The sequence below is a fragment of the Saprospiraceae bacterium genome, from assembly GCA_026129545.1.
Classification (GTDB): Bacteria; Bacteroidota; Bacteroidia; order Chitinophagales; family Saprospiraceae; genus M3007.
The window spans coordinates 402,276-417,101 of record JAHCHX010000002.1 but is presented as its reverse complement, the minus strand read 5'-3'; the positions used below and the strand labels follow the sequence as shown (position 1 = coordinate 417,101).

Genomic DNA, 14,826 nt, shown 5'->3' with positions numbered 1-14,826 from the left:
GAGCCAGTCCGGGAGACCTTTGAGAGTGATACAGGATGATGAGATAATGTGTACGGGAGACAATTTGATTGCTCCAAAAGATGTGCCATTTGCTTCCTGCACACGTGCTGCCGGAAAATTTTAATTTTTGTGGCGCTCATTAAACACATTTACATTTGGCAGTCCTTTTCTGTCTTTCAAAATTGCTACACGACTACCATGACGCTTGAGACGCTGCTCAAAGATTATGTAACCTACAACCGCTGGGCCAACCGCCTTGTGGTGGAGTGGCTCCGCGAAAAGCCCTCCGAACTGATGACCCGTGAGGTGCCTTCCAGTTTTCCGCACTTGCACGGCACGTTGCTGCACATCTGGAGTGCGGAAAAAGTGTGGCTCGAACGCTTGCAACAAGTGTCACCTGAACCATTTTTGGCCCAAAATTTCAATGGCTCGACGGATGATGTTTTCGACGGCTTGTTGCGGGCCTCAGAACAGTTCGAGGGGTATGTCCACTCACTTCCAGACGTGTCGTTTCACGAAATTTGTCATTTCCGCCTCCTGAACGGCTCCGAAGACCATCGGCCACGCCATCAAATGATACACCATTGCCTCAATCACAGCACCTACCATCGAGGCCAGATTGTCACCATCGCTCGCAATTTGGGGCTGACCGACCCGCCTCAGACGGATTATATCAGGTATGTCCGCTTGCACCATAAGGTTGAATGAGTTGAAGGGCTTGCCCGGCCAAGCCCTTCCCCCCCCTTTTAAACCCCCTTCAACTTATCAAACCCATGAAAGTTCTTCATTTTTCCGACACTCATCTTGGCTATCAGGCTTTCGACCGCGTCAGCGCTGAGGGCATCAACGCTCGCGAACAGGACGTTTACGACGCATTTGAGCGCGTGGTGGAAAGGCTCTTGGCCTTGAAGCCAGACGTGGTCATCCATAGCGGCGATTTTTTTCATCGCCCCAGTCCTTCCAACCGGGCACTCACTTTTGGCTTGGAGCAACTTCGCCGCATCTGCGACGCGGCCATTCCCGTGGTCATCATAGCGGGCAATCACGAGACACCCAAAACGATTTACAACAGTCCTATCCTGCGGGCATTGCGCAGTCTCGACTGTATCTATCCCATTTTTGGCGAAAAGTGGGAATACTTTGAATTCGATGGCGTGGTGGTGCATGGTGTGCCACACATCAACGACAGCCGGATACTGTATGAACAGCTGGGTAGGATGCGGCCTGTGGAAGGCAAGTTCAATATCTTGATGCTGCACACCTCGCTGGGCAAACGGTTTTTGATGGAAGAATACGGCGAGCAGGTATTTCCCGATGAATTTGAAGCCAAACTGGACGGGTTCCAATATGTCGCGCTCGGTCATTGGCACAATTTCCAGAAAATAGGCTTGCACTCGAATGCTTGGTATTCGGGCAGCACAGAGCGGCTGAGCGATACGGAGGTGGGCACGGAAAAAGGCTTTATCGTGTTGGACATTGAACCGGACGGCAGTGCGTCCAAGGCTGTTTTTGAAGCTATCCCAACTCGCTCGTGGCTGCGGTGGGAGATGAACGAATGCCATGCGTGTTCCGTCGCCGAGATAGAGGCAAGTCTGGAAAAGTTTATTTCGGAACACGACACTCGCAACGCCATCGTCACGCTGCTTTTCAACGACATCCGTCCCGAGCAAACGCTCGAACTGGGCAACTTGCGCCTCCGACAGATTTTCCCCGATGCCTTTCAGCTGATACCAAGACGCAAAACACACAGCGACACCTCTTTTGTAAGGGGTATCGAGGCTAGCCAATTCGACCGTTTGGACAAAATTTTTGCCGATTATTTGCGCAGCAAATACCCTGACGACGATGTTACGGCAAAAAAGTTGGAAGAGCGGGCGGCGCATTATTTTCGGCAACACATTGACTGACGTTTGGACTAAACACGAACGATGATACGCATTCTTCTTTTGATGTTGGTGGCCGTGTCTGCCTCGGCGCAGCGCGAACTCGCGGTGCTCACCTACAATATCCGCTTCGACAATCCCCAAGACGGCGCGGATGCTTGGCCCCTTCGGCGCGATTTTCTAGCGGGCCAGTTGCGTTTCCATGCCCCTGATATTTTCGGAATCCAAGAAGGTTTGCACCGACAACTCGAGTATCTGAGCGGGCAATTGCCCGCTTACTCGCGTGTGGGCGTGGGGCGCGACGACGGTCGGGAAGGAGGCGAATACTCGGCACTCTACTTTTTGACGCGGCGTTTTGGCTTGCTGGATTCCGGCACTTTTTGGCTTTCCGAAACGCCCGACAGTGTCTCGAAAGGGTGGGATGCCGCGTTGCCGCGCATCTGCACGTTTGCCCGATTGCACGATAGTCTTTCTGGAAAAAATCTGTGGGTGTTCAACACGCATTTCGACCACATCGGGCAAGAGGCACGCCGCCGCTCCGCCGAGCTCATTTTATCTGAAATCGCAAAAAAGAACATACTGGGGGAGCCTGTGGTGCTCATGGGCGACTTCAATGTGGAACCTCATGAGGCACCGGTGGCTGTATTGCTCCAAAAATTCCGCGATGCGCGGGCTGCCACGCAGGAACCGCCTTTTGGTCCAGACGGCACGTTCAATGCCTTCAATTTTCACGACCCGGTGAGGCGGCGCATTGACTATGTTTTTGTGAGCGAACACTGGGCGGTGCGGCAGTATGCGGTGTTGAGCGATTCGCGCAATTGTCATTATCCCTCCGACCATCTGCCTGTGTTGGCGCGGCTGATGTGGGGGCAAGAATGAGCTTACATGTCTCGCGCCGCCAAGTTTTGAACATGATTTTCAAAATCAAGGAAATGTGCCTCGCGCTGCTAAATTTTGAGCGTGGTCAAATGCGCAGTCAAGGAAATCAATCATGGCCATCTGACAAATCCCGGCGAACCAAGGTCTAAAAACGAAGCCGTCGGGGAAACATCCCGCGACGGCTTGCTTTATTCACCTCAAAATTTTCCAAAACAGATTTCACTATTGCTTCCAGAGTTTCCCAGTGTGTAGCACCACAGTGGCGGCATCGGCGATGCGATAGTTGTACCATCCGGCTGAGAGTTCGTGCAAGCTGATTTGGGTGCTGACGTGTTCGGTGGTCTCTTGGATTTCGAGTGTTTGCACTTGTCGGCCTGCGGCATCGAAAAGCGACCAATGAAGCGGGAAACTGACGTTTTTCACTTCTCCTTCCACGGTGACGCTGCTGGTGGTGGGGTTGGGATAGACTCGAAAGTTGGCTCCGCTTGCGGCTTCACTTTTTTTTTGAAGCCCGTCCGCCCGATTGTTGACGAACCAGCAATTTTCAAAAGGCAACATTTCGTCTTTGCCCTCTCCGGTGAAGAGATAGACAGCGCCGCCGAAGTCGCGGGCGTAGTTGTTTTCGAAGTTGCAGTTGCGGACGACGGGGTGTGCCGCATTGCCTTCGGCCATGACGTAAATGGCGCCACCACTTTTGCTGCTGGAATAGGCAGAGACGTAGGGGTCGCTTTCGTCGGCGCGGCCACCCACGAAGGTGAAGCCGTCCACGACGCTGACTTTATCCGATTTTTCGACGAAGAGTATGGTGTATGAGTTGTCGGTGTCGTCGTTGGGCAGGCCGATGTTGCCGCTCAGGATGGTTTTGAAACGCTCCCAGTTGCGCTGCTCGAGCTCCGTCTCTACGCCAGAAAAGCCCCCGTAAAGTTGCACGCCACCTTTCAGTTTGAAGGAAATCTCGCGGTTGTAGCCTTTCGTTGGCTTGTAGATGCCAATTGCCACCCACACATGGTCGCCGGGTTGGGCGGCGAAAAGTGCGGCTTGCAAATCGGTGAAGGCATTATGCCAAGAGGTGCCATTGCCGTTGCCAGAGGCATACGCATCCACATAGATGCGGCGACCTTGAGCGGTGCTGGAGGCTGCGAGCGTAATCAGGAGAAGAAGAGATATTAAATAGCGCATATCTGGCGGCATTTAGGTTATGGACGTTGATTAAGGGGGACACAAACCGCTATCCGAAATAAAATGCCAGATTTGGGACTACTGGCTGCTCTGCGCGGATTTTACCGTGAGGCAGGTAAGGTTTTTGGGCGATTCGTCGGGAAGACGACGAATGTTGACATGGCAAAACTTGCCTTGAAAAATATGAAGGATTTAACCTAAGGCCGCCTTTACCCGATTAGTGGCATTTGAAATAGTCGAAAGGCTCGAGGCAGTCGAGGCATCGGAATAGGGCCTTGCAGGCAGTGGAGCCAAACTGTGCGAGCATCTCGGTGTTGTTGCTGCCGCAATGGGGACATTGCAACGCACGCCGCTCTCCCAACAGTGCTTTTTTGTCGGCAGTAGCCTCGGCGGGCGGGGCTATGCCGAATGCTCGCAGTTTGCGGCGGCCTTCGTCGCTGAGCCAGTCAGTGGTCCATGCCGGGCTGAGCACTGTGGTGACGCGTACGCGCTCAAAGCCGCCTTCCTGCAAAGCAGCCTTGATGTTGACCTCAATGACACCCATAGCCGGGCAGCCGCTATAAGTGGGGGTGATGACCACTTCCACCGTGTCGTCGTCGAGGAGCCGAACGTCGCGCACGATGCCGAGGTCGGATACCGTCAGCACGGGAATTTCAGGGTCGCACACTGCGTCGAGCAAGCGACGGGCAGCGCTTATTTTTTCGTTATGGTTATTTGCTGTCGAAGTCATGTCTTCTTAACCTTAAATCTGCATCAATGTTTCGATTTTTTCCCGTACCTCGCCGCGCTCGCCGCGCCGCATGAGGCGTAGGCCGATGCCGACACCCAAACCCGGCGCGACGATTTTTTGGGCAAAAAAAGCGACGCTTGTATCCAATTCTTGGATGAGGGCTTTTTCTGTTTCGAGTTGTCGGGCAAAGGCCAGCGCGACAGCTGCTTTCCATGCCGTGCCTCTGGCTACTTTTATGCTGAAATGAATCCACCCCTCGTCGTCGGTGCGCAAGAACCAGTCGAGCAGTCGGAAGGGCAGCCAGATGTCGGCCAATCGCTCCTGCATCCGGTCGGTCAGCGCTGCGATGATGTCGTTGATGCGGTCGAAGTCTTTGCGGAGGCCAAATATAGCGTCGCCCGAACGGGTCTGTGCGGCAGCGATGCCGAGGTCGAGGTTGATATGCGCGTTGATGCCCAAGAGGACGTGCTGGAGGGCGGTGAGGTGTTCGTTGCTGGCAGATTCAAAGGCGGTCTTCCACGATTGGGAGCAGGGTTTGCCTGCTTGCCAAGCGTCGAAGGCATCGAAATAGCGGCTGGCAAAACGCACGTCGAGTTGTTCCATGCGCGAGCCGTTTTCAAACACGCCCGCTTCGATGCCGTCGCGCACGGCCAGCGTTATTTGCAGATATACTGCCGCGAAATAGCCGAGCGGAGACCCTTGTTCCTTCGACCATGCCACTATTTGTTCGAGCCGGGCTATAACTTCTGCAATGGACTGCATCATGTGTCAACACTCCAATCAATGGGCGTTTTGCCCTGTTTTCCCAAAATTTCGTTGGTGTGCGAGAAATGCCGACACCCCATAAATGCGTCGCCGGCGAGGGGCGAGGGATGGGCGGCTTCCAGCACATAGTGTCTCGTCTGGTCTATCAATGGTTTTTTGCCTTTGGCGAAGTTGCCCCACAGCAAAAACACCACGCCTTCTTTCTCATTGGAGATATGCCGAATCACTCCGTCGGTGAATGTTTGCCAGCCGATTTTCTGATGGGAGGCAGGTGAGCGGGCTTCGACGGTGAGCATGGCATTGAGCAGCAGCACGCCTTGCTCTGCCCAGTGCGTCAGGTCGCCGTGGCCCGGGATGGGCAGGCCGAGGTCTGTGTTGATTTCCTTGTATATATTGACGAGCGAGGGCGGCACTTTCACCCCCTTCGGCACAGAAAAGCAAAGCCCCATCGCCTCGCCGGGGTTGTGGTAGGGGTCTTGCCCGAGTATGACGACTTTCACCGCATCGAAGGGGGTCTTGTTGAATGCGTTGAAGATGAGCGGCCCGGGTGGATATATGGTCTTGCCCGCCTTTTTTTCATTCACCAAAAAGGCTTTGATGGCGGCGAAATAGGGCTGGCTGAATTCATCTGCCAAGACCTTTTTCCAAGACTCCTCTATCTGCACGTTGGGCACGGGTGGCTCGTTCATCGAATCAGAAGTTTTACAAGCATTGCGTTATGGGGCAGCAAGTTAAGGCATATTGCGGATTTTCCGCTTCGCCAGAAAATCCACGGTACCCGCGGGTATTCTTTTAAAAATTTAACATAGCGGGGTGTTTGCATCAAGCAAATGATATTCAACCCCAGTCCTTTCACCGATTCAACGCTTCCCTTCTGTGGGCGAATTCGTCGCGCACGCAGAGCACAAATTACACGCCGTTGTTCACCAATGCCACTTTTGCCAAGACGGTGAACGTCAGCCTGCCAGTAGGCACCGAGGCAGCCTCGGCAAATGCGGCCAATGGCGCTGCCACCCATATCATCCCAATTGTGGTGCCGCCCGGCACCAATGATGGGAGCTAGCGCACGCGCTCATCCGCTTATATCACGGAAATGATGAAAAAAGTGCGGCGGACGCATCAGGCTTGGGGTTTTCGCTTGTTCTATGCCTATCTGAAAAACCAGGCTGAAAAAATCGGCAGGCATCGCGCCCACGGGCTTTATATCGAGGCCAAACTGAGTTTGTATCGCAACCCAAAGAAACCCTGAATCAAACGGGTATTTGAAGAATTGCTGCCCCCGAATGGTATCAATGAGGGCTGGGGGCGATGGATTTTCTGAGCGAATGGGCGGTCGGTGAAAAACAGCAGAGCGTGCGGATCATCAATGTGGTGTGATTCTCATTTGATGTAACTTGCAAGATTGATTTTTTTAGAAAAATCAGAGCTTTTGAAAGTTTTTAAAGCCATTTTCGTGGAATTGACGTAGTTGGCTAACCTTTGGGGTAAGATGTCCGTGTCTGCGGACTGAAAAGACACAGAAAAGTACATCAAATGGGAATCGCACCCCAACAAAGTGTTTTCATAATGCCGCTTTTAAATCGTGAACGAAAAAATGGACGACGACTTTCCGGGGCTGGCGTGTTTGCTCTAAATTTTGGTGGGAAGCTAGTCTGTATTTTTCATTTTCTCGCGCTGCGCATGGTTTTTTCCCACGATTTTGTCATCCCGAGTGCAAAAGCGAGCACTCTACGTTTGTCATTCTGTTGGAATCCGCCCGCTCTAAGTGCGCGTACACCACGAGGTTGCGCTTTTAGAGCGGACGGATTCCTGTAGAATGACAAAAAACGCAACGGTGCGGTTGCCATTGTAGCATATCAATCAATCCCCAATCACCACTTCACACCACCCTCGGCGCCAACAACTTGTACAGCACCGGCGTCACAATCCGCGAGAGCAAAGTCGAAGAAATCAGGCCGCCGATGAGGACGTAGGCCAGCGGTGAGTAGAGCGGATTTTCCTCGATTGCGATGGGCGTGAGGCCGCCGATAGCCGTCAGCGAGGTCAGCAAAATCGGCACGAAACGAATCTCGCCCGCTTCCTGAATCGCGTCGTCGAGACTTCGCCCCTCGGCGCGGAGTTGGTTGGTGAAATCCACGAGCAAAATCGAGTTCTTCACCTCGATGCCCATGAGCGCGATGAGGCCGACCACCACCGTGAACGAGAACGGGGTGAAGATGTAAATTGAAAAAGATGAGGAGACGGTCTTTGTCGCGTTCTAGTGTCTTCACCAAGTTGAACGACGAAATGTGTAGATATAAGCCAACTTCAGCACCGATTTACATTTTTAGATTTTTTATATTCTCCGACATACTGACAAGACAACCATAATTGAACCGAAAAAAATAATTGCCCGGTGACGTGTTTCCCGGTTCTAACAAATCAGCCATAAACATCGAAACATACTTTTTAGTTAAGTGACTTGAATAGTAATTGCAATCAATGCCTAAGATGGGTCGTTTAATAGGATGATTAAGAGACATTATCTCAAAGTCATAATATTCCGCTACGATAAACAACTCGATTCCATTTTTCTGACAGAGTGACTGAATGAGGCCAGGTGAGATACATACGTCGCTTGAACACTTTGGCCTCCATAAGTACACTAAAGACTTTTCATGCTGCTCCAAGCACTTTTTCAATTCCACGCCATTGACAAGATACACAACAGGGGAATCAGGCTGAACAAGGTTGCAAATCAATGTAGTTGGCTTTTGAATCAAACTAGGAGCAACTTTGCTAGTTCTGTCTTGATAACTGTATAGACCCTGAAAAGATCCCTTAATGCTACATCCTGAGATTGCTATCATATTGAAAATCAGAATGCTTAACCATAACAAGGCCATTACAACCATTGATGCTTTTATATTGCACATAAGTAAACCTTTTTAAATCCAAATTCAAGCCCATGTTCAAAATGACTAAAAAACAACCTGTTGACTTAGAGAACGACTTTTTTTCTCACTTCAGTCAATTTTGAACATGAGCTACTTGAAAATACCATAGAGGGATCAAAGGCTAATAAAAAATCACAGGTAATTTATACCCTCCATAACTTCCGATACTCGAAAGAAATGGGTATTCACCAGCCTCAATTTTTACAAAATCCCATTCTTCATCAATTGAATCTTCAATTATGTCTTCATCTACATAAAGCGGCAGTTGAGATTGCGTAGCTGCGATTTGCAACGTATCCGTGTTGCTCAATGTGATTGTCAAAAAATATTCATTTGCTGTGTAATCGAAGGCGATGACCCCACTATAAGCAGATGTACCACAACAAGGCTCTTGCCAGCCCCAGCAGTCTTCGAAGTTACACAACCCCCACCCACCGCAGTTCTTGCTTTTCCTCCCCCACTCATCCCAACAGGCGGTATAAATTCTTATGCGTTCTTGAACGGGTTTATTAGGAGTGTCAATCTTGGGTTGGTCTGTTTGATAATATTTTTCACAGGCCAAAAATCCAAAAAACAGTAATGAAAACAAGGTAAGAAAAATGAAGTTTTTCATCTCCTGGAAGATTTAAAGTTATTCGCACTCGTATTTTTTAGGGAGCAAGCCAGTGCTTCAATAACGATTTGACTTTTGTAAATACGAAACTCCCGCAAGCATACTTGGTTCTATGGTTTAAGTGCAACAAGTTGTAATCTCTCTATGTAGAGTTGTATAATAAAGGCTCAATCTTTCCTCTTTGCGAGCACCTTTCCAAAAAAATCAATTACCATAAAAAGCGCGAAAAAACACTTATCTTTGCACTAAAATTTACATAAATGTAAAAAAAAGTGCTTTTTATTATGAAAAACCAGATAAAACAACTTGGCTTCAATCTTCGAGAAGCACGCGAGACCAAAAAAATCACCCGTGAGGATTTGGCAGACCGCTTAAATGTTCATTTCCGAACTTTAGCAAAATGGGAGAATGGGCAATCGGATCCTCCTGTGGGGAAAATCATGAAAATTGCTGAAGTATTGGAGATGCCAATGGCTAAGCTACTTGGGTTAGACCCGAATTCAGTCAAAGTAGTTTCAACAACAATCAGCAAGAAGGAGAGACTTGCATTCTAAATAGCGGCACCATTTCTTTTGACAAAGAAGCCATGAACGAAATCAACAAACGTTTCGCTTTTTTAGAATCATTAATACTGTCCTTGCAAAATGAAAATGCGTCGTTGCTGAAAATTATCGAGGGAGGAAATATACCAAAGGGGTAAGTTGCAAATCCTTGCAGGATGACAGAAAAACGCAGCTGGCAAAAATCTCACACCACCCTTGGCGCCAGCAACTCGTACAGCACCGGCGTCACAATCCGCGAGAGCAGGGTGGGGGGAAATCAGGCCGCCGATGAGGACGTTTGGGGTTTTTGCGGTAGATAAAGCATCTTTGTCAGCAATTCAAACATCTTTTTCCAATGCAAGCATATCGCACACACGCCAAAGTAGAAGAAGGACAAGTGGTTGTCCAACTGCCAGAGGCCTTCGCGGGCACGGAAGTCGAGGTGATTGTCCTGCCTTCTGAATCGGCTCCCGCAATGCCCAAAACCAAGAAAAATATGTCAAAATACAGAGGCGTTCTGAAAACCGGCCTATCGCGCGAGACGATTGACAAACAACTTCAAAACCTCCGCGACGAATGGGAACGGCCTATCTGATTGACATGAATACAGCCATCTACTACTTGGACGAACTTTTGCCTGAGAAAGGGATGGACTTTCTCGAAAAGGCAATGAACGAATCTGGCAGTTTCCTCTCCGTCATTTCAAAAATCGAATTGTTGGGTTGGCAAGCACCTACCGCCGCAGCAGCAAAACAAGTAGAAAACTTCATTGACGAAGCATCGTTTTGCCGCTCGACGACCGCATCGTGAACAAAACAATCGAAATCCGGCGCTCGCTCAAAATCAAATTGCCGGATGCTGTGATTGCTTCTACGGCACTCGTTTGCGATTTTACACTTCTCTCTCGAAATGACTTTGATTTCAGGCGCGTTCCCGGCTTGAAATATTTAGACCTGTTTACCGACTTATAGCCTCACACCACCCTCGGCGCCAGCAACTTGTACAGCACCGGCGTCACGATGCGCGAGAGCAAAGTCGAGGAAATAAGGCCGCCGATGAGGACATAGGCCAGCGGCGAATAGAGCGGATTTTCCTCGATTGCGATGGGCGTGAGGCCACCGATGGCCGTGAGCGAGGTCAGCAAAATCGGCACGAAGCGAATCTCGCCCGCCTCCTGAATCGCGTCGTCTAGACTTCGACCTTCGGCGCGGAGTTGGTTGGTGAAATCCACGAGCAGAATCGAGTTTTTCACCTCGATGCCCATGAGCGCGATGAGACCGACCACCACCGTGAACGAGAACGGGTAGCCCGTCGCCAGCAAAATCAGCACAGCACCGATGATGCCGAGCGGAATGACCGACAGCACGATGAGGGTGCTTCGGAAGGTCTTGAATTCCAAAATCAGCACGGCCAGCAGGCCAAAAATCGTCAGCAGAACGATGGTGCCCATGCCGCCGAACGAACGCTGCGCGCTCTCCTCCTCGCCCGCCACGACGTAGCGATAACCTGCGGGGAAGGTCATGGCTTTCAGTTTTTCCTTGATTTTACCGTTGATTTCGGCGGCGTAGTAGCCGCTTTTCACAAAAGCCGTGACAGCGGTAAAACGGTCTTTGTCGTAGTGCTGGATGAAGTTGGGCGAGGGCTTGAATTGCATTTCCGCGACTTGGTTGAGCGGCACGGCCTTGCCGAACACGTTGTTGACGTACAGGTTTTTGAGCGCGTCGAGGGTGGCGAACGCGCCTTCCTTCGGCACGGTGACGGTCATGTTGTACTCCTCGCCGTCGGTCTTGTAGGTGAAACTGCCGGCGTTCAGCCCCGCGATGGCGAGCCGCACCATGCGGTCCACTTCCACCACCGGCACGCCGAGCGTGGCGGCTTTTTCCTTGTTGGTGATGACCTGCAAATCGGTCTTGATGGTCGCAATCGGGTTGTCCACATACATCGTTCCTTCCGTCTCGCTGATGAGGGTCTCGACTTGGGCGGCCAAACGGCGCAGGGTGTCCAAGTTTTCACCAAAAACCCGAATCACGATGGGCGCTTCGATGGGCGGCCCCTGCTCGAAGTTCTTGACGTTGATGACCGCGCCGGGCGTGTTTTTAAATTTTTCCCTCAACTCGTCGAGCAACTCGATTTTCACGGGCGGTGGCGTGCGGTCTTCCAATTGAACAAACACCTGCCCGTAGTCGGCGGCCTCTTTTTCCCGAATCACGTTGTAATAAATGCGCGGGTTGCCGCGACCGACGTTGGAGGCGTACCAAGTGATTTTGGCTTTACCCCCGGAATACTTTGTTGTTTGTTGTTTGTTGTTCGTTGTTGGTTGTTCACCTGCTTTTAAGGAAGTCAGCAGGGCGTTTTTCATTCCAAATTCGGAACTGCGAAAACCCGGCGCGGTGTATTCATTCAACACGGAATCAACCATTTGCACCGTGCGGTTGGTTTGTTCCAAACTCGTTCCGGCGGCCATTTCCACGTCAATGTAAAACATCGGGCGCTCGCTGGCGGGGAAGAGGGCGAACCCCGCTTTTCCGGCCAAACTCACGATGGCGAAGAAGAGGACGGTGGCGGCCACCATCGTCAGGCGCGGCCACGCGAGCGCGAGGTGCAGTACTTTGGCATAGGTGCCGGAAATGAGCCATTTGAGGCCACGCAGGAAGATGTTGCCGCGTGGGTCGTGGTGTTCTGCCAAAAGGCGGCTGCTCAAAAACGGCACAATGGTGAGCGACACGAACAGCGAGGCCAACACCGTGAGCACGACGGCCAAAGGCAGCGAGCGAATGAAATCGCCCGACGCTTCGGGCAAAAAAACGAGCGGCAGGAAGGCCAAAACGAGCGTGGCCGTGCAGCCCAGCACCGCGAGGCCGATTTGTTTGGTGGCGAGAATGGCCGCCTCCACGCGGCTGTGTCCTTCGCGCAGCCATCGCTCTATGTTTTCCACCACCACGATGCTGTCGTCCACCAAAATGCCGAGCGCGATGATGAGGCCGACGATGCTAAGTTGGTTCAAAGAGTAGCCCATTTGGTCGAGGGCAAAAAGGCCGATGGAGATGCTGAGCGGGATGGAAATCATCACCACGAGCGCGGCGCGCCAGCCGAGGGGCAGCAGTGTGAGCAGCACGAGCGTGATGGCGATGCCGAAGTCTTTGGCGAAGCGCCCTAGCCTTTTGCGCACCGAGTCATTCTGGTCGAACACCTTCACATAGTCCATGCTGGCGGGCAAGGCGCTGCGCCATTCGGCCACTTTTTGCTCCACTTCTTTGCCGACGTTGAAGATGTTTTGCTCGTCCTTCATGCGGGCGGTGACCCACACGCTGCGCACGCCGTTGATGCGGGCCAAGTGGCGCGGCTCTTCGTAAGCCCATTCCACCTCGGCGAGGTCTTTGAGATAGACGATTTGGCCGTTGTTGCCATTGATGACGGTGTTTTTGATTTCCTCGATGTCCTCGTAGTCGCCGCTGGTTTCCACAAAAAACTGGCGCTCGCCGACGTTGACCGCGCCGCCGGGGATGGACACGTTTTCGCTTTGCAAAGCGCCCAGCACGCGGCTTACGGGGATGCCTTCGGCGGCCATTTTCGGCAAGTTGAGGCTGATGCGGGCTTCGCGTTTGGGGAAGCCCCAAGTGTCGGCGGCCTTGATGCCGCTTATTTTTTCCAAAGATTCTTCCAGACGTTCGGCCTCGCGGCGGAGGTCGGCGTAGGAGGCGTTTTCAGAAACAATCGCGCTTTGCAGAATCGCCACGTCCGACGACGTAAATCGCTGAATGGTGATGCGGTAAATGTCCTGCGGAAGTTCGGGGCGGAGGGCGTTGATTTCGCGCACCACCTCTTCGTACTTTTTGTCGGCATCCTCGCCGTGCTTGAACTCGATGGTCAGAATCATGAGGCCGTTGAGCGAGAGCGAGGGCATCCTGTCTATGTTTTCGAGCGCGCCGAGGCGGGCTTCCACCTTGTCGGTGATTTTGTTCTCGATTTCGGCAGGCCCGGCGCCGGGATACACGATGACGATGTTGTAGCCGGGCGGCGCGAACTTGGGGTCTTCGGCGCGGGGCATATTGAGCAAGGCCCCGATGCCGAGCGCCATGACAAAGCAAAAAATGATGAAGGTGAATTGGGGGTTGCGGACGGAAAATTCGGCGATTTTCATGGCAGACTGTTTATTTTTGCAGCACTTCGGTTTTGCAATGTTGAACTTTGATGAGTTTGGCTACTTGAAACCTTATGAGGCAATACCCGCTTCGCTTGAGGATATTGAAAGGCATTTTGTTTTCAATACCCGACGGGAGACTTTATATGCGTCGTTCAAGGCGTTTTTAAAGGAGTTGAGTATGGCTGAAATAAAGCCGTTGTACGTTTGGGTAAATGGCAGTTTCACGACTTTGAAAAAATATCCCAAAGGCATTGACCTCGTGGTGTTTGTAGCTTTTGAGATTTACAACAAGACGAAAAAGACTCGGTGGCTCTTGCGTAGAAAATATGCCAAGACTCTTGATGTCTTTTTTGAGCCTGAACATCCAGAACTTCATCCGCTTCGTTCAAAAACATTGGACGACCGGGATTATTGGCTCAAGCTTTATTGTTACGACCGAAAGGGGTTTGACAAAGGCATTCTTGAACTAAAGTTTTGAAGATGAAAAAGCTAGAAGGTAAAAAATTAGAAATCGCTCGCCTGTACGAGTTGATTGACCAAACCAATCGGGCTATCGAACGCCACAGGTCATACCCTGAACCTGATGATGAGGCCATCGAACAATTCCAAGAATTGAAAGACCGATTCACGAAAGACCTTTTCCAACTTTTGACCGAGTTGAAATTGGATTTTCAATTGGCGGCATAAATTGTTTTACATCGCATCGCCGAACAAAAATGCGACGAGCGCAAAAATGGCCAACCAATTGCGCCAAGTCATGTGCCTAATCCACAAGTCGCGGTGCGTGGTCCAATCCATCGGGTATGCGTGTGCCTGCCATGTGTTGATTTCCTTGTTCAACGGCGCATTTCCTCTGGTGGCGATAAGCACATCGGCCACCAGCAGCAGGAAAGCCATTATGGTGGCTGCCACTTGTAGTTGAGTCGCCCCCCCGTTCCAGACTAAAAGAACAATGTACGAGGCGCTGTAAATCAGCGTGAGCAAGTAGGAGGCGCTAAGGTTCCGGGCGATGGCCTTGTCCACTGATTGCCGCTGCTCGATGAACGCGCCGACGGAAAGTTGCTTGAGCGCCTGCGAGCCGCCGAGCAGCATGTAGAATCCCTGACCGGCGATGAGGGCGTAGAGCAGGGCGTTGAAAAAGGCTAAAATTTTCAT

General features: G+C 51.5%; 18 protein-coding genes. 10 read left to right on the top strand and 8 right to left on the bottom strand.

What is annotated here, in order from left to right; genetic code table 11:
• Window positions 1-198: 198 nt before the first annotated feature.
• From KIS77_16015 to KIS77_16005, 3 genes are all read left to right on the top strand, one after another.
• Window positions 199-708, top strand: coding sequence for a DinB family protein (locus tag KIS77_16015; GenBank protein MCW5923849.1), 510 nt, complete (start codon window positions 199-201; stop codon window positions 706-708).
• Between the two features lie 65 nt (window positions 709-773).
• A complete protein-coding gene (locus KIS77_16010; GenBank protein ID MCW5923848.1) occupies window positions 774-1,907 on the top strand; it encodes an exonuclease SbcCD subunit D in 1,134 nt (377 codons plus the stop codon).
• Window positions 1,908-1,928: 21 nt separating this feature from the next.
• Complete coding sequence (locus KIS77_16005; protein MCW5923847.1) at window positions 1,929-2,762, top strand: endonuclease/exonuclease/phosphatase family protein; 834 nt, start codon at window positions 1,929-1,931, stop codon at window positions 2,760-2,762.
• A gap of 222 nt (window positions 2,763-2,984) precedes the next feature.
• Here KIS77_16005 and KIS77_16000 read toward each other — a convergent pair whose 3' ends face one another.
• The 4 genes from KIS77_16000 to ung all read right to left on the bottom strand — a co-directional run bounded on the left by KIS77_16000 (window position 2,985) and on the right by ung (window position 6,110).
• Window positions 2,985-3,941, bottom strand: coding sequence for a T9SS type A sorting domain-containing protein (locus KIS77_16000; protein MCW5923846.1), 957 nt, complete (start codon window positions 3,939-3,941; stop codon window positions 2,985-2,987).
• Window positions 3,942-4,158: 217 nt separating this feature from the next.
• Window positions 4,159-4,671 (bottom strand): phenylacetate-CoA oxygenase subunit PaaJ, encoded by a 513-nt coding sequence (gene paaJ, locus KIS77_15995; GenBank protein MCW5923845.1) that lies wholly within the window; start codon window positions 4,669-4,671, stop codon window positions 4,159-4,161.
• Between the two features lie 12 nt (window positions 4,672-4,683).
• Entirely contained in the window at window positions 4,684-5,436 is a 753-nt protein-coding gene (locus KIS77_15990; protein MCW5923844.1) for a hypothetical protein, read from the bottom strand.
• Window positions 5,433-6,110 (bottom strand): uracil-DNA glycosylase, encoded by a 678-nt coding sequence (gene ung / locus KIS77_15985; protein ID MCW5923843.1) that lies wholly within the window; start codon window positions 6,108-6,110, stop codon window positions 5,433-5,435. The genes KIS77_15990 and ung overlap by 4 nt, the downstream gene beginning before the upstream one ends.
• A 143-nt stretch (window positions 6,111-6,253) precedes the next feature.
• Here ung and KIS77_15980 point away from each other — a divergent pair, with 143 nt between their 5' ends.
• Window positions 6,254-6,499 carry a hypothetical protein gene (locus KIS77_15980; GenBank protein ID MCW5923842.1) on the top strand — a complete coding sequence of 82 codons (246 nt, stop codon included), beginning with the start codon at window positions 6,254-6,256 and terminating at the stop codon, window positions 6,497-6,499.
• 816 nt (window positions 6,500-7,315) lie between these two features.
• Here KIS77_15980 and KIS77_15975 read toward each other — a convergent pair.
• A complete protein-coding gene (locus tag KIS77_15975; protein MCW5923841.1) occupies window positions 7,316-7,606 on the bottom strand; it encodes an efflux RND transporter permease subunit in 291 nt (96 codons plus the stop codon).
• A gap of 887 nt (window positions 7,607-8,493) precedes the next feature.
• A complete protein-coding gene (locus KIS77_15970) occupies window positions 8,494-8,985 on the bottom strand; it encodes a hypothetical protein (protein MCW5923840.1) in 492 nt (163 codons plus the stop codon).
• A 284-nt stretch (window positions 8,986-9,269) separates the two neighbouring features.
• Here KIS77_15970 and KIS77_15965 point away from each other — a divergent pair, with 284 nt between their 5' ends.
• From KIS77_15965 to KIS77_15950, 4 genes are all read left to right on the top strand, one after another.
• Window positions 9,270-9,539, top strand: coding sequence for a helix-turn-helix transcriptional regulator (locus tag KIS77_15965; GenBank protein ID MCW5923839.1), 270 nt, complete (start codon window positions 9,270-9,272; stop codon window positions 9,537-9,539).
• A gap of 343 nt (window positions 9,540-9,882) precedes the next feature.
• The gene (locus tag KIS77_15960; GenBank protein ID MCW5923838.1) at window positions 9,883-10,122 is read left to right on the top strand and encodes a hypothetical protein; all 240 of its coding nucleotides are present in this window, start codon (window positions 9,883-9,885) and stop codon (window positions 10,120-10,122) included.
• A complete protein-coding gene (locus KIS77_15955; GenBank protein MCW5923837.1) occupies window positions 10,104-10,337 on the top strand; it encodes a hypothetical protein in 234 nt (77 codons plus the stop codon). Before KIS77_15960 ends, KIS77_15955 begins: the two co-directional genes overlap by 19 nt.
• Entirely contained in the window at window positions 10,334-10,498 is a 165-nt protein-coding gene (locus tag KIS77_15950; GenBank protein ID MCW5923836.1) for a hypothetical protein, read from the top strand. The genes KIS77_15955 and KIS77_15950 overlap by 4 nt, the downstream gene beginning before the upstream one ends.
• Before the next feature lie 2 nt (window positions 10,499-10,500).
• Here the strand turns inward: KIS77_15950 and KIS77_15945 are convergent, their stop codons facing one another.
• Entirely contained in the window at window positions 10,501-13,668 is a 3,168-nt protein-coding gene (locus tag KIS77_15945; GenBank protein MCW5923835.1) for an efflux RND transporter permease subunit, read from the bottom strand.
• On the opposite strand from KIS77_15945, the gene KIS77_15940 reads away from it, so the two are divergent.
• Together KIS77_15940 and KIS77_15935 are read left to right on the top strand one after the other, a co-directional pair.
• On the top strand, window positions 13,667-14,149 hold the full coding sequence (locus KIS77_15940; GenBank protein MCW5923834.1) for a hypothetical protein: 483 nt from the start codon (window positions 13,667-13,669) through the stop codon (window positions 14,147-14,149). The genes KIS77_15945 and KIS77_15940 overlap by 2 nt on opposite strands.
• Window positions 14,150-14,151: 2 nt before the next feature.
• On the top strand, window positions 14,152-14,358 hold the full coding sequence (locus tag KIS77_15935) for a hypothetical protein (protein ID MCW5923833.1): 207 nt from the start codon (window positions 14,152-14,154) through the stop codon (window positions 14,356-14,358).
• 6 nt (window positions 14,359-14,364) lie between these two features.
• Here the strand turns inward: KIS77_15935 and KIS77_15930 are convergent, their stop codons facing one another.
• The gene (locus KIS77_15930; GenBank protein ID MCW5923832.1) at window positions 14,365-14,826 is read right to left on the bottom strand and encodes a hypothetical protein; all 462 of its coding nucleotides are present in this window, start codon (window positions 14,824-14,826) and stop codon (window positions 14,365-14,367) included.